We start from the raw sequence: 16,792 nt of genomic DNA on the forward strand, positions 1-16,792 counted from the left end.
GAGGCGAGAGGAGCTATTGACAGAGCTTCTCTCCAATTAGATAAAATCATCCCGCATCCCGCATCCCGCATCCCGCATCCCGCATCCCGCATCCCGCATCCCGCATCCCGCATCCCGCATTTGGCACACATATTGCTTTTAGTTAACTAAGTTATTCAGTTCTACTGATTTTATTAGGTTTCCTGGGGGCTATATGGCGTCTGATCTTCTGAATCTTGGTTCGCAAAGCGTACTGACGGCTCAGAGACAACTTAACACCACGGGCCATAACATCTCTAATGTCAATACAGAGGGTTATAGCCGTCAGTCGGTGATCCAAGGTGCGAATATGCCACGCCAATATGGTGGGGAAACCTATGGCATGGGCGTGCATGTGGAAAAAGTTCGCCGCTCTTGGGATCAATTTGCCGTCAACGAGATGAACATCTCAACGACGAATTACGCGCACAAGGTCGATGATGAGGCTAATCTAGAAATGTTATCCAACATGCTGTCATCGGTCGCTTCGAAAAAAATCCCTGAAAACCTCAATGAATGGTTTGATGCTGTCAAGTCATTAGCTGATAGTCCCAATGACGTTGGGGCACGAAAAGTGGTGCTGGAAAAAGCGGATTTGATCACCCAAAACCTCAATGACTTTCACGAAACGATACGTCGGCAGTCAGATGTTACGAACAAAAAACTTGATCTCGGTATTGAACGAGTCAACCAGCTCGCTTTGGAAATCAGAGACTTACATCGCTTGATGATGCGTACTCCTGGCCCGCATAATGATTTAATGGATCAGCATGAGAAGCTAATAACAGAGTTGTCCGAATACACTAAGGTGACGGTAACGCCGCGTAAAAACGCAGAAGGTTTTAACGTTCATATTGGTAATGGACACACCCTAGTCTCAGGCACTGAGGCTAGCCAGTTGAAAATGATTGATGGCTATCCTGATGTTCATCAGCGTCGTTTAGCAATGATAGAAGGCAAAGGCATTAAAGCCATCACCACGAAAGACATTGATGGCAAACTCGGTGCGATGCTGACGATGCGTGATGAGAAGATCCCTTATCTGATGGATGAATTAGGTAGGATGGCGACCGCTTTTTCTTATGATGTGAACGAACTTCAATCTCAAGGTTTAGATCTCAGAGGTAACATCGGTGGGTTAGTCTTTACCGACGTAAACTCTGAAGTGGTGGCTAAGTCTCGTGTTATCACCTCTTCTAACTCTACTGCTGATCTTGAAGTATACATCGAAGACACCAATAAATTGGTGGGTGGCCAGTATTCACTTCAATTTAATGGTGGTGACTACTACATAACGCGTCCAAATGGTGATATGTCGATTGTTCCTGTGGTCGGAAACTCAATATCGCTCGATGGTATTCGCATTGACATCAACAACGGTCTACAGGCGGGTGAGCGAGTATTGATCAGACCGACCCGCAATGGGGCTGCGCAAATGAAGATGGCAACCAATGACCCTTCTGCTATTGCTGCACAGAGTTACGAAGCCTCAACGACGTTTGCTCAGGGAAGCGCCACCTTTTCTATTGATACAGCGGGTGACTTACGCGAATTTGAGGTGATTATTTCACCAGATGGCAAGCAGTTTGCCGTCACAGACACCAAAGGTAAGATTCTACTTCAACCTCAGGCTTACCCACCTACAGGGCCTGTGACCGTGCAAGGTACCACGTTTGAGTTGTCTGCAGGGGCGATTGCTAATGACAAGTTCACGGCAAACCTTGTCCCATCCGAAGGTGATAACGGCAACTTACTGAAAATGCAGAATATCCAGACCAACAAGCACCTCAATGATGGTGAATCAACGGTATTGGATATCTACCATAACCTGAATACTGATGTAGGCCTGCAAATGTCCACGGCGTCTCGCTTAACCGACGTATCGCGTCTGGAGAAAGAAGCCGCGCAAGAAAGGGTCGCTTCTATCTCTGGGGTTAACCTTGATGAAGAAGCTGCCAACATGATGAAGTTTCAGCAGGCTTACATGGCATCATCTCGCATTATGCAAGCGGCGAACGATACCTTTAACACCATATTGGCGTTGAGATAGAGGAGGCAGATAAATGATGAATCGTATTTCCAGCTTCCATAACTATCAATCGGTACAGAATGATCTACGCCGCCAGGAAGCCAAAGTTCACCACAATCAAGCTCAGCTAGCTTCGGGTAAGAAGTTAATGCGAGCCAGTGATGATCCGTTAGCGACGCATTACATCCAAAACATTGGTCAACAGAAAGAGCAGTTACGCCAGTTTACCGATGCGATTGTACTTAGTCGCAACCGTCTAGAGCACCATGAAGTAATTATTTCCAATGCGGAACAGTATGCTGATGAAGCCAAGCGTACGGTCATGGAGATGATTAATGGTTCTTTATCACCTGAAGATCGAATCGCGAAGCGCCGTGAGTTGTTGGAAATTTCGAATAATTTCCTCAATCTTTCCAATGTGCAAGATGAATCAGGTAACTATATTTTTGCGGGGACTAAGCCGAAAAACCAGCCGTTTTTCCGTGATAAAGATGGTGATGTGGTTTACGCCGGTGATGATTACCAACGTAAGATGAAGATCTCTAACAGCTTGGAAATGCCCATCAATGATCCGGGCAGCAAGCTGTTTATGGAAATCGACAACCCTTATGGAGACTTTGAGCCTCAATATGACCTCAAAGGTGTTTCTGAGCTATTGCTCGAGCGCGCGATCAATACTAATCCCGATGATCAATCGACTTACAAAGTGACGTTTGTTGATATGCCCGATGGTAATTATGGCTATCAGCTTGAGCGTGATGGAGCGGTCGTGAAAGCAGATAATTTTGATCCTGCAATTGGGATTAAGTTTGAAGACGTCACGATTCAGGTTAAGGGCCAGATCACCAAAGGGGATGCGATTACCTTAGAGCCGCGAAAAACGTACAGTATCTTCGACACGTTTAAGCAAGCGATGAAATTAGCAGAAGGGTCAGTATCTGATACATCGAACACTGCAGAGCTTCATCAGATTACTCAAGAGTTCCATGCGGCATTTATTCACCTGAATAAGGCAAGAACAGATGTCGGTGCTCGCCTGAGTACACTGGATATCCAAGAAGAACAGCATGACGACTTCAAAATGACCTTGGCGAAGTCCAAGAGTAACTTTGAAGACCTTGACTATGCCGATGCGATTATAGAGTTCAATGAAAACTCGCGAGCGCTCCAAGCTTCTCAACAAGCCTTTGGCAAAACGAAAGATTTAACACTGTTTAACTATATCTAACTTCAATGCCATACGTGCTAAGCCGTATGTGCGAAGTCAGACATAGCTGGTTGACCAGAAACCCTGTTTACATGGTGGTGGCAACCAAGTGGCAAATAGGCGGCAAGGTCATTGCCGCCAGAGTGTGGTGATAAAATGAGCACATACCTATAAACGTAAGAGTCTCATTAACTACATGAAAATAATGAATAAAATTAATTTATTATTTGTTCTTTAAAGTTGGCACACTACTTGTATCGATAAAACCAAGAGTTTAACGAACAGGTTTTAAGCAGGCACTTTCTGCTTAGCAAGTCATTTACGGTCAGTGCTTCCAACTGAGATTAAGCTGGCCGCTTCGCAAAGCACTTGCGAACTCATTAGGAGAGCAAACTATGACCATTACTGTAAATACTAACGTTTCGGCAATGACTGCCCAACGTTACCTGAATAAGGCCACAGGTGATCTCAACACCTCGATGGAAAGGTTATCTTCAGGTCAGAAAATCAATAGTGCAAAAGATGATGCTGCGGGTCTTCAGATCTCAAATCGCTTAACAGCACAATCACGTGGTCTGGATGTTGCCATGCGAAATGCTAACGATGGTATCTCTATTGCTCAGACCGCTGAAGGTGCAATGAACGAATCTACGTTAATCCTACAGCGTATACGTGATCTATCGTTGCAGTCAGCAAATGGGACAAACTCTGCGTCAGAGCGTCAGGCTCTTAATGAAGAAGTCGAGGCGCTACAAGATGAATTGAACCGTATTGCGGAGACGACTTCGTTTGGTGGTCGTAAACTGCTCAACGGTTCGTTTGGTGAAGCGTCGTTCCAGATAGGTGCCAGTTCAGGTGAAGCGATTATCATGGGCCTCACCAGCATTCGTGCGGATGATTTCCGTATGGGTGGTCAGTCATTTATTGCCGAACAGCCAAAGAACAAAGACTGGGGTGTTTCACCAACGGCGAAGGACCTCAAGTTTGAGTTCACGACAAAAGACGGTGAAGCCATCACGTTAGATATCATTGCAAAAGATGGCGATGATATAGAAGAGCTAGCGACGTATATCAATGGTCAGACAGATAAATTGAAAGCGTCTGTGGATGAAGAAGGTAAACTGCAAATTTTTGCCGCAGAGCCGAATCTGGAGGGTAACCTGAATATATCCGGTGGTCTTGCTACAGAGCTGGGCTTAAATGGTGGCCCAGGCCTGAACACAACCGTTCAAAACATTGATGTAAACACCGTTGGTGGTGCACAAAATGCGGTTGGTATTGTGGATGCTGCTCTGCGATACGTTGATTCACAACGTGCTGACTTAGGCGCGAAACAAAACCGATTAAGCCACAGTATTAACAACTTGGCGAATATCCAAGAAAACGTAGAAGCATCGAACAGTCGAATCCGAGATACGGACTTCGCGAAAGAAACGACTGCGATGACGAAAGCACAAATTCTGCAACAGGCTGGTACTTCTATTCTAGCCCAAGCAAAACAGTTGCCAAACTCTGCAATGTCTTTATTGCAGTAGTAGTAAATATCTTCACTAGCATTAACCTAGACGTGGGGTTAGTGAAGATGTTTCGGCAAGCATAAGTGATTAGGTTTTAAGAGCTCTCTCACATCCGCTTTTATCACTGAGTGACTTATGCACACGGCAGCCAGGCTGTGATCATTTCTCTCGATCTCCACAATGGCTACCACACTAGCCCCGGTTCTCTCAAAGGAAAAGGGGCTTTTCTTCTTTTTATGTCTTCCAAAATCCACCAAATCAAATTAACTAGTCATTGGTTAATTTTAAACTGTTGTTTTTATGAAATTTTATGGCTCTGGTTTTACAGTTTGATAAACTCTCGTTTGAACAAAAATACACAGATTTGGCCGAATGAAAACGGCTGAAAGTGGCCTTTGCCGCCATATTGTCGCCACTAAAAAGCGTTGGTGTCGAAGGGGGAAAGTGATTCTAAACAATGAAGGCTGATTATTTTTCCCCAACATTGGACCGTTGAGGTTAATGAATCTATCTCGATGTTGCCCCATTTTCAGTTAGTGCAATTACTCATTCGCAACCTGTTCATGGTGATTTGCCCTATAAAAGTTATACGAATATTCGTAAGATGATGTAGCTAAGGGCCTTTTGGTGTCTCAATGGATTATCATCAGTAAGCGATACGTGCCACTAAATGTACTCACTTGGTTCTTAGATATGCTCAAAGTTATAGCGCTCATAAATGCAAACTAACCCTAATGGGTATTGTCCGATCATGATTTGACTGCAGCCATATGGGTATGCCTTATTAATACGCTGACTTGGAAGAATGCTACATACAGGGCTTGAATATTGAACAAATACTACCATATGCATATAAAGGATGTTTTAGAACGAGGGGAGGTGAAATATGATAGTGAAATCCGTTATAAAGATAAGAAAAGAAATGAAACCGAATCAATGTACTTTGATGGGAGGCCTTTTGATTACGGGGGGCTTTACTGGTGGCTTATATCCGTATTGGTACCCATTGTTAGATGACTTAATAAGAAATACTTTTAACTTAGTATCAGAGTCAGACGGCTATAGTGCGCCTTCATTCACCCCGTTGCTATCAGTATGTTTAATTATCTTGGGTATTGTTCTGATATTAATAGATCGTTACCTAGAGCATCAAGAGAGAGTACAAAGTAATAAAGTGGATAACGTTGAAGAACTAAGGTCTCAGTCGAAGCCAAGAGCATTCGAAGCTGATTCTGGAGGAGAAGTAATAATTAATGGAGGCAGGATAAAGAACTACGAAGCAGTTGCAAAGGCATCTAATAAAGGTGTTGTAAAAGTCAATGATACTGATGTGGAAAGGTAAATGAAAAAATATCATGTCAACTGTTCTAACTGTGGCTTGAATATCAGTATGCTGCTGTCTGCAAGACCTAGCAAGTGTCCTGACTGTAGAGAATACTTTGGCTTTCATGATATTGATGACGGTGGCCAAGATAATTATGGGATTCGGATAAGCGATAGCTTTATCAGTGGTGGAAAAAGTACATTAATGCGGAAGGGGAATGTTCTGTAGAAACTCACAATGATGTTGTGATGGACGTTGATACTGTTGTAACTGCTATTAAAGGGGCAAAAGTGGAAATGAACAATCCAACGATTGATAAGAAGCCTGAGCTTCCAGAAGCGTTGGACTATAAAGGTATCGAGATTAGCCCATATAGGGTATTCATACTTCAGACAATAGTTAATGATGTTATTGGTGTAGAGCAGACACTGTCTATGACTCACGGTGAAATCAGAACCTTTTTTAGAGTGGTAATGAACAGGATTTACAATGGCTTGGTAGTTGGCCTTAACGGTGGAGCTTTAACTGGTATAAGAAGTTTGTTCTCGGATGGTCATCAAGCAATTGACATCATTGATACCGGTGATCAGTTAACAGATGAAGGTATTGAGTTGCTTCAGTTTATAGCAGCACGTAGTTAAGAAAGCTGCTTAGCTTTAATTAGGAGTCGACTTATCAATCCTTCTCTTTGACAAGAACAAAGTGGTACAAAGAACTGGTACAAAGCTAAGGACTGCCCTGTCATTAAATTTTTGAAAATAAGAAACTTATTTTTAATGGCTTGTAATCGAGAGTTCGAATTCATACGGCGAAGCACATGCGTCCTTTCTTATCAAAATCCAAAAACAGAATTTTAAATCATCTCAGCGATGCCATACCTTAGTTAATACATCACTTGCTAATTTAGCGAAGTTATTGACTCAGTTTTGTCCATTTCTTATCACAAAAGGCACCTCACCAAGCGGTGACTTTCCGCATTTTGGTATACGAAAAGTTATTCAAGGATCGCTAAATTAGAAGAGACCCTGACACGCCTCTGTCCCAAGCCAAGTTGCAACTAGAGCAACTTTCATTACCACTTCGTAAATCTTGGCCGAAACTAATTCTCTAACGGATTAAGCTGCACTGCTTGAATAAGGTGGTCAGGGGAGAAGTGTGCGTAGGCCATCGTTTGTTCAATTTTCTGATGCCCAAGAATTCGCTGCAAAATCAGAATGTCGCCACGGTTCATCATAAAGTGAGTGGCGAAAGTGTGCCTCAGAACATGGGTAGCCTGTCCATCTGGAACATAGCCTGGTAGTGCTTGCTTTATGTAGCGATGAGCAGAACCATAAGTGGTGGAAAACACATCGTTGTTGCTAACCGCCATATCCATGATCTCATTGTACAGGTTCTCTGAAATTGGTACCGAACGAATGCGTTTACCTTTCGTTTCTGTGAAAGTCAGCTTGTACTTAGAGACTTGAGAGCACTTAAGCGATAGTGCTTCACTAATTCGAGCACCAGTGGCCAAACAAATTTTAGCAACCAAGACAATTTGCGGAATAGAAACCGACTTAACGGAATGGTTATCGAACCCAATCAGTTGGTCTAAAAATACTTGTATATCTGGTTTTGCCAAAAACGCCAATGAGCGTTGATCGGTTTTGATTGGCTCTAGTTCTTCAAGTGGGTTGGGTAACTTCCACTGCTTGTACTTGATTAGCCGGCTAAACATTCCCCGCAGCAAAGACAACTGAAAGTTTTGATAAACCGGAGACAAAGACTTTTTATCGTCTTTGTGAAAGTGGCTGACTCGATTGGCCCTAAATTCAAGATACTGTTTTGCTGTGAAAGTAGAAGCGACAGGGTCGCCCAGTTCTTTGATAGTAAGCGCTGTTTTTCGGTAAATATCTTTGCCGGACTTTATTGTATGACCATGAACCTGCCACCAAACCTCAAGTAACTCGCTAAGTCTACGGTGATCGGGCTTATCTCCGAGCCAAGGTTTATCGTCTACTTGTCGCATCAAGTAAACTTCAAATGAGCTAGCCTCACCTTTAGTTGGGAAACGTTTACGGACGCGCTTACCAGCGCGCCCGTTTGGGTAACATTCTACTAACCAAGGTTTTTTACTGCCGTCTTTTAGATTACGAACGGTCATTTTTATTCAGAGGGAATCGTCGTTAAATTGGTGTATTGCTGACCTGCTACTGTGAAAGTGACATCTTTAATCTCGAAGTAACTATCAAGCGTCTTATTGTTTACAAGCTTTAGTGAAGTAGTGAATGAAGCAGACTGATTGGTTTCGTCGATCTTATTGATTTTCAGGTTGGCAATCGTAGGGTGCTTAGAAGATTGAATGTACAAATTACCATTCCAATAACAACTAGAGCTTAAAGAACCAGTACTTTGTTGTTTAAGAGACGCTGTGAACCCTTCTTTAACATTTGAACGTAGCAAGGTGATTTGGCAAAAATTGTTTTCACTCTGTTGAAGCTGCAAATCTACAGCAGGTTGGTTTGCCATTGTATAGGCGAAATCAGATGCTGTGACGCTATTGACTTTAAATTGCTCGTTGGCTTCACCACCACATCCTGTTAAGCCTAAACTTGCACTTATTGATAAGAAGAGTAAGTGTTTAGTTTTCATGATTTTATTCCTAACCAATTTAAAAATTATTGTTTCGTTAAATTTACTGCCACACGACCGACAACCTTGATGTCCTCTTCGGCAACTTCTACGGTCGCATCACCAAAGACAATAGCTAGTTTGTTCGGTAGCATTTGAATGTGGTTAATCGACATACGACCATTCATATCAATCAAGTAGTATCCGCTTACGGGATCTGTAAACCGTTTGTCTACCAGATACCGTCCTTCATTAGTTTCAATTTCAATTGTTTCACTAGAAGACAAATCCCAACTATTGAACATGCGAACTGAATAAGGAATTTCGCCAGTTTCAATCAACTGACCATTAGTGAGGCAATAAGAGGACAGAACGACTACAGAATGCTGTTTAGCGATTTGTGACTTATCTTCACTATTAACCTTATAGAGTTTTGCAGGTTCCTTTACTTGGTTTGCAAGTTTTCGGTCTTCAGGATTCAGAGCTAATTCTTCAATCGGAATCCCTAGAGCTAGGTGTAAGCGCACGATTAGCTCATGTGACGTTCTGTCGTGCGTGTTCCAGGTGCTAAATGTGGCTTTAGGGACGTTAAGTAACAATCCAAGCTCTTGAAAGTCTACACAGCCAGTAACTCTCTTTAGCTGTTTAGTGAATTCAGTACCTTTCATATATTCAAATGGCGGAATAATCTTGCTATTTGCATCCATAGATCACACTTTTAATCCTAAATTGTCATTTATCGCTTTTAAATTCGATGTTTGACGATCTATACTCATATTGTTTTCGGACGATGACGCTTCGAACCGGACAAACCCGAAAACACACAGTTAGTCATTTAACGAGTCAGGATAACATCATGCAGATACTAGCCCAACCGCCTTTGGTCGCATTTCTTCCAAAACGTAAGTTTCAAGACATTACCGGAATTGCGAACTCAACCTTCACCGACATGGTTAATGACGGTCGCATCATACTGAGAAACAAACTAAACCCTCGTGACAACCCAGAAGTGAACTTGGTTGCGATGTATGAAATCGCAGCTCGTGAAACGTTAGAGAAGCTAGGGTAAGTCATGCGCTTTTCCTCCTTAACCCCGACTAAAAACTACTGCCCATTGTGGCTACACGTCTTCGCGTGGGCAGTCATTCTCGTTCCTCCGTTCTTATAAGAGTTTGAGTTATGACGATGAATAACGCCATATTTGAATTACGTGAACGCAAACAACAATCTTATGACGCTGTTTGTTGTGATTTTGTTGTCAATCACGACATTGAGAAAGTGGCTAGAGCAATTGGCATGGATGGTCAGGCATTGAGAAACATGCTTAATCCAGCGCAGCCACGCCATCTACCCGCGCCAATAATGGCCATGATCTGCAAAGTCACGGGCGACTACACCATCCCAAACACGATTTTTTCAGAAGATGGAGTCGTTACTGTTCCGGTACCACAAACCGCAGAAGAGCAGAAAACCTATCTAGAGAGAGTGCTTCAACTCTCGGCCGATTCGGGTGAGCTTTCTAGCAATGCATTGAATATCTGCAATGCAGAGCGTTTACCGCGATCTACCAAACGCAAAACACTCGCCAAAGCACAAGCGGCTTTGGGCAACCTCGTTTTGCTTATCAATGACCTTGAAAACCGCACCACAGGCCTGCAGCCCCTAGTACAGATGGGCACAGACTTTCTGGCTAATGGTGCGCCTATGCCCGGCTTTGCCTAAGGAGTGACAACCATGAGTCAGTTAGCTACTACACAACAAGAAGAATTCCAAACAACACAAACAACACCAGATGCAGCAGTGAGCATTGCGTCTTGCAGAGCCTTGTTCAATGGCGCAGCGACACGCTGCAAGATCCGCAGTTTTTATAACTCTCTACCCGATAAAACTCGCGGCTTAATCCTGATCGCAGGTGGGATGCCCCCTAGAGACTATCAAAGAGATTTTGACGATTTCACAGACCTAGAGCTGCACAAAGTGCGCAAGGGTATGGGGTATCTGAAAGATGCGATTGTCGGGTTCGACAACAAGTTGGGTGATGTTCGTCGCCTCAAGCATTTCCAATTCAGTAGTACACATTAAACCTAGCCAGCCTTGCCCCTGTAAAAGGGGGCTTTTTTTTCGTCTTAGCGTAGGAGCATAGAAGATGAATACATATGAAAAACTAACCAAAGCAAGAAACCTCATAGATGAAGCGTTAACCGCTAACATTGGTTCTATCGGTAACAAAAGCCTACCTGCTGAAGCATTGGCATATAAACAGAAATTACTTAGTGGTTTGAATACGGATAGAGAAGTATTGGACATCGTTAACGCAATTAATGCGCTGGCGATTGCGAACACTGATGTGATTCATGTGTTTACTGAATTTTCAGGGCATGTAAGACAACTCCAAGTTTATGTTAATCAAGCAAGCACTGATTACCAATCGCATGACCGCAAAAAATTGATGTTCGAATGCGTATACGTTGACAGAAAGAATGCTCTTGAACAGCTTCTATTTATCGAAAGCCAACTAACAGAGCTAATCATTGAAGCCCGTGAAGAAGCCGAAGCAAAAGCAGAGGTGGAAGCATGAGCAACCGCACTATTCATGAACTAAAAATTCAATCCGTCCATTTTGCTGACGTTCTCGCCCACCGCAAAACACACGAAGTCCGCATCAATGATCGTGATTATCAAACGGGTGACTGCTTACACCTGCGTGAAATCGATTTAAACGGTGAATACACCGGACAAGAAGCGAATGCCGAAGTTAGCCACGTTTTACACGGTGGTCAATTTGGTATCGCAGAGGGTTGGTGTGTCCTGTCATTAAAAAGCGGTACCAGCAAATCAGCTCTAAACCTGATCTGCTTTTTACGTGATCGTCTGCAGGAAACGTGTGACTGCATTGATGCAAGCCACGACATCATCAAGCAGTCAGGGCATACCACTGCAGATGCTGAAAGAACGGCGAATGATGCTCGTGCATTTATTGATATGGCTAACGAGCTTGTTGTGAAAGTAGGAGGTGAGCCATGCAATACGCAGCGATAGCGCTTTGTCCGGATGGCGGAATTATTCGCCATGAAGACACGCAGGAAGTGGCTAATGTACTGATTGGTGACTTTGAATCAATGGCTGATGCCGTAAACCAAGCTTGCAGTGTTCTCGACTGCTGCGTGATTCCCCCAGTTGATAGAGGCATTCTCAGCAAGGGAAGTGGCAAAGGCGGCTATATGTTGGTGACAACTCAAGAATTGGAGGCAGCATGATTACAGCGACCAAAGCAAAAATAGGAATGCTAACGCCAACTCGCTACTACTACACCAAAATCTACGTTCGAAAAGTAGCTTCTGTTTTTGGCTTAGAAGTACTCAGACAAGAGTTCAGAGATGTAAGAAAGGGCTACAGCATTCCCTCGTTGAAGAACTCCATTTCAAATACTGGCTCATAAAAAATGGCATCGAAGTCTGTGTTTTTAATGGAGTACTCACTTAAACCAATGCTTTCAAGGTGTTCACACAGTGAAAAGTATTCGTCTTTGCCAATGGTTTTGAACGTTCGATATGGCTTTGGTTCTGTGAGTCCATCTTGTGCGTTGGCGAGTATCGCAACACGCATGATCATGCCCGTTCTAGGTGAGGGCGGGCATTGTTCAACAAATGCGGCTATCTGTGGCTCTTGCGAAGGCTCTATTCCGCGATTCGTAAATTTCTTTGTTTTCATAACTTTCCATCCTTTTGATATGCCAACTAAATCATATGTGAAAGTTGTTTTCCAGTGAGACAGATTGAAAATGCTAACTTACTACCATCCCCTAACACCTCTAAAGTTTAAATGGCGAACTCCTCTTGTTGCTATTGACGAGAGGGATGCTTGCATTGAGCCAAGTTATCATCCCAAAAAACAAGTAGAGCCTGATGACTTAAGCGTTGTTGAGCGTCGATTGTTTGAAGCTAACCCAAGGGACTTTGAGTGGATTTCAGACAGGATTAAAGACCTGCCTGATTATCTAACCAAGTACTTTGTTCGCCGCTATGTCGATCTCTGCGAAAAAGGTGGATACCAAAAAGCCAATACATATCTTCGCACGAAAGTGGCACCTGCCTCCGAACGTGCATTGATGGTACTTGAAAAATACAAGCTACTACCAACCACCCAAAAAGTAGCGCTGCTGTCTAAAGAATTCGGAGAAGGGGACGATCCATTTCACCCCGCGTTCTTTACAGAGCACCGTGAACCAGAATACCTAAAACCAGAGCAAGGCTCGTTTGATTTTGGTGAAGTGAAAGCAAGCCATAAACCAGTTAAGAATCGTTTACTGGCCGAGTTGGAAAAAAGCGAATTAAAGGAGATGGCATTCAAGCTGTCTTGCATAGTCGTTAAATTCCAAACCCGACTCACCGAAGACACAGACTGTGATACTCCAGAAGGAGAGGAGTTTGCCGCGCTGATTTTATACCGCCAGACGGCTGAGCTGATTCAAGGGTTTGGAATTAAACCACCTGGTGCAGGAAAAAAGCTTAGTCCTGAAAATGTCTTCCAACATATCTCAAAGACTCGCTGCGAAAAGTGGTGGCTGCGTTGCTTAGCGAAAGCACGAAAAATCATGCGTGAACACCTAGCAATTGCTATGGGTCAAGTTTCTTCAAAAGCGTCACCTTATGCGAGTTGGGATTGTGTTCGCGAACATAAAGAGCAGGACCACAATAATTGGCAAGCTATCAAAAACAGGTCGCTACTTGATGAAGAAACGGGAGAAAAAGCAGAGCTTGCAGACATGGTGCTCAAGAGTGTTTCTAACCCTGCGATTCGTCGTCATGAGCTTATGACCCGCTGCCGAGGTTTTGAAAACATTGGCGATGAGCTGGGTTTACAGGGATTGTTTCTTACGCTGACCACTCCTTCGAAATACCACAACAGCTACAACAAAGGCGGCTTTATTGACCATTGGAACGGAGCAAGCCCGCGTGATGCACAATCATACTTAAACAATGTCTGGCAACGAATTCGCGCCAAGCTAGGCCGATTAGGTTTGCGTTGGTTCGGTGTACGTGTTGCCGAGCCGCATCATGATGGCACTCCGCACTGGCACTTGCTCATTTGGGTAAAGCCCCAAGACGTACTGCGCATTACCAATATCTTTATTCAATACGCCGTGAAGGAAGATTGTGCAGAGTTGCTCCCTAAAGAACAGTGGTTGCCCGTGGCGTCATTTAACTACGTGCAGCCAACCGCTGAAAACCCATTCAAGGTTTACAAAAAGGTCTACGAAAACAATTTTCCTGTTAAACCAATGACTCGCCGCCCTCGTGTGGAGTTGCCAGAGTCAGTGCAAGTCTGGCCAATAAAGCAGGAGGGGTTAACCACACTTAACCTAGATTACACACCCCGTTGTGATGTGGGCTTTATCGATCCAGAACAAGGTACAGCTACGGGCTACATTGCCAAATACATTTCAAAGAACATTGATGGCTATGCGATGGATGATGAGGTTTCAGACGAAACTGGAAAATCTGTCAAAGCCATGGCTAAAAATGTTAGTGCGTGGAAGAGCCGTTGGAACATTCGCCAGTTTCAGTTCTTCGGTGGTGCGCCAGTGACCACTTACCGAGAACTACGCCGCTTCGCTAGCCAAAACAAAAAAGCGTTTATGAAATACCTCTTCATGCAAGAGCGTGTCGACCTACTCACTATTTACTCGATGCTGCAACGTGATTTGGTTGGGCCAATCAAGCCTAGCAAGTTGATAACCAACAAAGAGTTGATGCAAGTGATCGGTGATAGCTACCAAGCGCGAGGCGATTCAAAACAATCAAGAATCGCAGGTACGCTTGCGGCTGCTGACCATGGAAATTGGAAAGGCTACATCATGGGGCAAGGTGGTCCATTCGTTAAGCGTGATGATTTGCTTATCGTGAACTCTTATCAGGTTCTACCCTTTGCCTCACCACATGGCGAAGACGTCCGTAAGATTGAAGGTTTCACCACACCAGAAGAAACCGTCAAAACCCGCACTAAAGTCTGGACGATTATCAAAAAATCAAAAGTTAACGAAGATGCTGAAGCGTGCACCCAAGGGAGCGACGCGACCGCAATTGGAGCCTTTGGCTCCTCTCGGAGTTCTGTCAATAACTGTACGGAGCCTTCGATCGTACAGGTCAGCGATCAGCTTACCCGTTTATTAAATCCAAAGAGAAAAATGGTGGATTCACCACCAAACATTGATGAAGCGACACTGGCCGCACTGTTAAAAGGCAGTTCAATTCGCATCGACGATGCAACCAGTATTCAAATCCGCCCAGCGGAGTTAGACGAACGCGGCAATAAACGCCCTGCCCAGTTGGTAGAAGTGAGCCGTCAACGTTCGGAGGACACCAATTGGATGGACTTCGAGGGTTGGGACAACCTATTCGCCCAACCAGAAAAGCAAGAGTATCAACAACCTGACCTGTCGATTTTCCCTGACGGGGACGACTGGCCGTTAATGTAGGAGAAAGGAACTATGAAATTGAACAAACAAGAACAACAAGCCCTAATAGTTTTAGAAAAGATTGTTGAAGCAATTAAGAACCCTAGCAGTTTCCCTTTAGATATTAGTGAGGGTGAAGATTCAGCATTGCTTAGAACTTTCGGGTGGAGCCCTAAAATGACGACAATAAGTAAAGGGGAACTTGAGAGTGCTGTACGCGGTAAAGAGTCGCCATTACTTACCGTTTCTGGTCACGGGCCAAGTGGCAGCTATAGTCGACAGTGTTTTTTCCCTTTTCAGGTAAAATCGAGAAAACCCCAAAGATAATGTTCTAGATACTAACAGCCTTTATCAACTCAAGTATTGGTTGGCGGATATGAACTGGAACATGCTTCATAGCCGCCGCCAAATCCATCTCACTGATTGACCGTTTTTCAAGTTCAGCCCACGCAAAGTCCAACCAAGTAATACCGTAGTATTCAAATAGCCGTTGTAACTCGCTCAGTCTAGGATCGCGTTTTCCCTGCTCGATGCGCTGGTAAGACGTAAGCGAGATACTAGTTTGATTCGCAATTTGCTCTTGGCTTTTGCGATTTTGAACCCTTAATTGGATCAAATACTCAATTATTGGCTCTAATTGTTTGTTTTTTTTAGGCACAGAGTCAGATTCCTAAGTCACTCCTGACTAGTAATTGCGATTTATATGCCAACGGTGACGAGCCTTTATGGAATGGTGATCCGCATAGGTTTTACGGGTATGCACCTTATGTATTATGCGCGAGCTAGGTATGAGTTTATGTCGCATTACTAAAAATTATAGGCGACAAAACATCACAATAAATTTGTTAGTCAAAAACTACTGTATTAATATACAGTAAAATCGTCAGTTAGGAGGCTAAATGTCTGGTTTAAAAGAAGTAGCTGTAGGTCAGACTTACGGTAAGGAAGATGTATCCCTTGCAGCTTTGCAGATCGTAATAGATGGTGTTGCGTGTAGTGAAGCAAGCAGAGTTATGCAGCAAGCTGGGGTGTACATCTCGGGACTGATCATGGCAGACATGAACGGCAATTTGGATGCAGAAAAACAAAAAGCCATCTTGAGTATCATCGAGATGGCTTCAGATATAGAAAATCCTGCTTTCAGAAAATAACTAGAACATTGAAAGTTGTTGGTTGAGCTCATGCCTCTGTTGAGGGGGAGGGCTCGAATCAAAGAAACGGCCAGTTCGCTGGTCGTTTTCGCGGATGGGCTAAGCGAATGGCTGAAGTAAGAAGACATGACAAATTGATGCCCACAAGACTCATTCTTACACTCACAATACATATCAGCGCAATCTATTGAGAGGCGATTCGTCTTATTAATGACAGCATTGGAGCCGCAACCACATGTGACCCTACCGTTTGAGAATGTAGCTCCAATACCTAAGTGAAGTGCGGATTGCTTTAGAGTTTTTTTATAGGCAACCGAATTAACAAAGGTATGACCGCATGTTGGGTCACTGCATGAACACAGCAATTCGGCGGCGTTTTCTTCTGTTTGGTTTTCGCGGCTAATAAACGAGGCTTTTCCGCACTTACAAAGCACTTTCATATTTGGACCTAACATAACTGACTGACAGTCTAATAATAC

Annotated in this window: 19 protein-coding genes and 1 pseudogene; 14 read left to right on the plus strand and 6 right to left on the minus strand. The window is 43.7% G+C overall.

Translation table 11 applies throughout. The features are described 5' to 3' along the window. Positions 1–193 precede the first annotated feature (193 nt). From flgK to KW548_06050, 5 genes are all read left to right on the plus strand, one after another. Entirely contained in the window at positions 194–2,068 is a 1,875-nt protein-coding gene (flgK, locus tag KW548_06030; GenBank protein QXX07557.1) for a flagellar hook-associated protein FlgK, read from the plus strand. A gap of 13 nt (positions 2,069–2,081) precedes the next feature. Continuing rightward, entirely contained in the window at positions 2,082–3,275 is a 1,194-nt protein-coding gene (gene flgL / locus KW548_06035; GenBank protein QXX07558.1) for a flagellar hook-associated protein FlgL, read from the plus strand. Positions 3,276–3,649: 374 nt separating this feature from the next. Continuing rightward, complete coding sequence (locus KW548_06040) at positions 3,650–4,789, plus strand: flagellin (GenBank protein ID QXX07559.1); 1,140 nt, start codon at positions 3,650–3,652, stop codon at positions 4,787–4,789. 868 nt (positions 4,790–5,657) lie between these two features. Next, positions 5,658–6,113, plus strand: coding sequence for a hypothetical protein (locus tag KW548_06045; protein ID QXX07560.1), 456 nt, complete (start codon positions 5,658–5,660; stop codon positions 6,111–6,113). A gap of 230 nt (positions 6,114–6,343) precedes the next feature. Continuing rightward, complete coding sequence (locus tag KW548_06050) at positions 6,344–6,736, plus strand: hypothetical protein (protein QXX07561.1); 393 nt, start codon at positions 6,344–6,346, stop codon at positions 6,734–6,736. A 458-nt stretch (positions 6,737–7,194) separates the two neighbouring features. Here KW548_06050 and KW548_06055 read toward each other — a convergent pair whose 3' ends face one another. Genes KW548_06055 through KW548_06065 form a run of 3 tightly spaced genes read right to left on the minus strand, consistent with a single transcriptional unit; the run spans position 7,195 to position 9,412 of the window. Continuing rightward, positions 7,195–8,238, minus strand: coding sequence for a tyrosine-type recombinase/integrase (locus KW548_06055; protein QXX07562.1), 1,044 nt, complete (start codon positions 8,236–8,238; stop codon positions 7,195–7,197). Between the two features lie 2 nt (positions 8,239–8,240). Continuing rightward, positions 8,241–8,726 (minus strand): hypothetical protein, encoded by a 486-nt coding sequence (locus tag KW548_06060; protein ID QXX07563.1) that lies wholly within the window; start codon positions 8,724–8,726, stop codon positions 8,241–8,243. Positions 8,727–8,752: 26 nt separating this feature from the next. Continuing rightward, positions 8,753–9,412 carry a helix-turn-helix domain-containing protein gene (locus KW548_06065; protein ID QXX07564.1) on the minus strand — a complete coding sequence of 220 codons (660 nt, stop codon included), beginning with the start codon at positions 9,410–9,412 and terminating at the stop codon, positions 8,753–8,755. A 149-nt stretch (positions 9,413–9,561) separates the two neighbouring features. Between KW548_06065 and KW548_06070 the strand changes: the two genes are divergently transcribed. From KW548_06070 to KW548_06095, 6 genes are all read left to right on the plus strand, one after another. Beyond that, positions 9,562–9,774, plus strand: coding sequence for a hypothetical protein (locus KW548_06070; GenBank protein QXX07565.1), 213 nt, complete (start codon positions 9,562–9,564; stop codon positions 9,772–9,774). Between the two features lie 110 nt (positions 9,775–9,884). After that, positions 9,885–10,427 (plus strand): phage regulatory CII family protein, encoded by a 543-nt coding sequence (locus tag KW548_06075; GenBank protein QXX07566.1) that lies wholly within the window; start codon positions 9,885–9,887, stop codon positions 10,425–10,427. 12 nt (positions 10,428–10,439) lie between these two features. After that, a complete protein-coding gene (locus tag KW548_06080) occupies positions 10,440–10,787 on the plus strand; it encodes a hypothetical protein (GenBank protein ID QXX07567.1) in 348 nt (115 codons plus the stop codon). A 64-nt stretch (positions 10,788–10,851) separates the two neighbouring features. Beyond that, positions 10,852–11,283, plus strand: a complete 432-nt coding sequence (locus KW548_06085) for a hypothetical protein (protein ID QXX07568.1) — start codon at positions 10,852–10,854, stop codon at positions 11,281–11,283. Next, positions 11,280–11,744, plus strand: coding sequence for a DUF3850 domain-containing protein (locus KW548_06090; GenBank protein QXX07569.1), 465 nt, complete (start codon positions 11,280–11,282; stop codon positions 11,742–11,744). Before KW548_06085 ends, KW548_06090 begins: the two co-directional genes overlap by 4 nt. Continuing rightward, entirely contained in the window at positions 11,726–11,962 is a 237-nt protein-coding gene (locus KW548_06095) for a hypothetical protein (GenBank protein ID QXX07570.1), read from the plus strand. The genes KW548_06090 and KW548_06095 overlap by 19 nt, the downstream gene beginning before the upstream one ends. Positions 11,963–12,095: 133 nt before the next feature. Here the strand turns inward: KW548_06095 and KW548_06100 are convergent, their stop codons facing one another. Beyond that, positions 12,096–12,416, minus strand: coding sequence for a hypothetical protein (locus KW548_06100; GenBank protein QXX07571.1), 321 nt, complete (start codon positions 12,414–12,416; stop codon positions 12,096–12,098). 70 nt (positions 12,417–12,486) lie between these two features. Here KW548_06100 and KW548_06105 point away from each other — a divergent pair, with 70 nt between their 5' ends. Together KW548_06105 and KW548_06110 are read left to right on the plus strand one after the other, a co-directional pair. After that, entirely contained in the window at positions 12,487–15,183 is a 2,697-nt protein-coding gene (locus tag KW548_06105; protein QXX07991.1) for a replication endonuclease, read from the plus strand. A 12-nt stretch (positions 15,184–15,195) separates the two neighbouring features. Further along, positions 15,196–15,489, plus strand: a complete 294-nt coding sequence (locus KW548_06110) for a hypothetical protein (GenBank protein ID QXX07572.1) — start codon at positions 15,196–15,198, stop codon at positions 15,487–15,489. A 4-nt stretch (positions 15,490–15,493) separates the two neighbouring features. Here the strand turns inward: KW548_06110 and KW548_06115 are convergent, their stop codons facing one another. After that, positions 15,494–15,820 carry a helix-turn-helix domain-containing protein gene (locus KW548_06115; protein QXX07573.1) on the minus strand — a complete coding sequence of 109 codons (327 nt, stop codon included), beginning with the start codon at positions 15,818–15,820 and terminating at the stop codon, positions 15,494–15,496. A gap of 241 nt (positions 15,821–16,061) precedes the next feature. Here KW548_06115 and KW548_06120 point away from each other — a divergent pair, with 241 nt between their 5' ends. Further along, positions 16,062–16,313, plus strand: coding sequence for a hypothetical protein (locus KW548_06120; GenBank protein QXX07574.1), 252 nt, complete (start codon positions 16,062–16,064; stop codon positions 16,311–16,313). Here KW548_06120 and KW548_06125 read toward each other — a convergent pair. Then, positions 16,314–16,753, minus strand: a pseudogene (locus tag KW548_06125) (ogr/Delta-like zinc finger family protein). Positions 16,754–16,792 lie beyond the last annotated feature (39 nt).

This window comes from Vibrio neptunius (assembly GCA_019339365.1).
Classification (GTDB): domain Bacteria; phylum Pseudomonadota; class Gammaproteobacteria; order Enterobacterales; family Vibrionaceae; genus Vibrio; species Vibrio neptunius.

Coding starts and splice junctions, on each gene's coding strand:
- flgK (QXX07557.1), top strand. CDS start 194: ATGGCGTCTGATCTTCTGAATCTTGGTTCGCAAAGCGTACTGACGGCT.
- flgL (QXX07558.1), top strand. CDS start 2,082: ATGATGAATCGTATTTCCAGCTTCCATAACTATCAATCGGTACAGAAT.
- KW548_06040 (QXX07559.1), top strand. CDS start 3,650: ATGACCATTACTGTAAATACTAACGTTTCGGCAATGACTGCCCAACGT.
- KW548_06045 (QXX07560.1), top strand. CDS start 5,658: ATGATAGTGAAATCCGTTATAAAGATAAGAAAAGAAATGAAACCGAAT.
- KW548_06050 (QXX07561.1), top strand. CDS start 6,344: ATGGACGTTGATACTGTTGTAACTGCTATTAAAGGGGCAAAAGTGGAA.
- KW548_06055 (QXX07562.1), bottom strand. CDS start 8,238: ATGACCGTTCGTAATCTAAAAGACGGCAGTAAAAAACCTTGGTTAGTA.
- KW548_06060 (QXX07563.1), bottom strand. CDS start 8,726: ATGAAAACTAAACACTTACTCTTCTTATCAATAAGTGCAAGTTTAGGC.
- KW548_06065 (QXX07564.1), bottom strand. CDS start 9,412: ATGGATGCAAATAGCAAGATTATTCCGCCATTTGAATATATGAAAGGT.
- KW548_06070 (QXX07565.1), top strand. CDS start 9,562: ATGCAGATACTAGCCCAACCGCCTTTGGTCGCATTTCTTCCAAAACGT.
- KW548_06075 (QXX07566.1), top strand. CDS start 9,885: ATGACGATGAATAACGCCATATTTGAATTACGTGAACGCAAACAACAA.
- KW548_06080 (QXX07567.1), top strand. CDS start 10,440: ATGAGTCAGTTAGCTACTACACAACAAGAAGAATTCCAAACAACACAA.
- KW548_06085 (QXX07568.1), top strand. CDS start 10,852: ATGAATACATATGAAAAACTAACCAAAGCAAGAAACCTCATAGATGAA.
- KW548_06090 (QXX07569.1), top strand. CDS start 11,280: ATGAGCAACCGCACTATTCATGAACTAAAAATTCAATCCGTCCATTTT.
- KW548_06095 (QXX07570.1), top strand. CDS start 11,726: ATGCAATACGCAGCGATAGCGCTTTGTCCGGATGGCGGAATTATTCGC.
- KW548_06100 (QXX07571.1), bottom strand. CDS start 12,416: ATGAAAACAAAGAAATTTACGAATCGCGGAATAGAGCCTTCGCAAGAG.
- KW548_06105 (QXX07991.1), top strand. CDS start 12,487: ATGCTAACTTACTACCATCCCCTAACACCTCTAAAGTTTAAATGGCGA.
- KW548_06110 (QXX07572.1), top strand. CDS start 15,196: ATGAAATTGAACAAACAAGAACAACAAGCCCTAATAGTTTTAGAAAAG.
- KW548_06120 (QXX07574.1), top strand. CDS start 16,062: ATGTCTGGTTTAAAAGAAGTAGCTGTAGGTCAGACTTACGGTAAGGAA.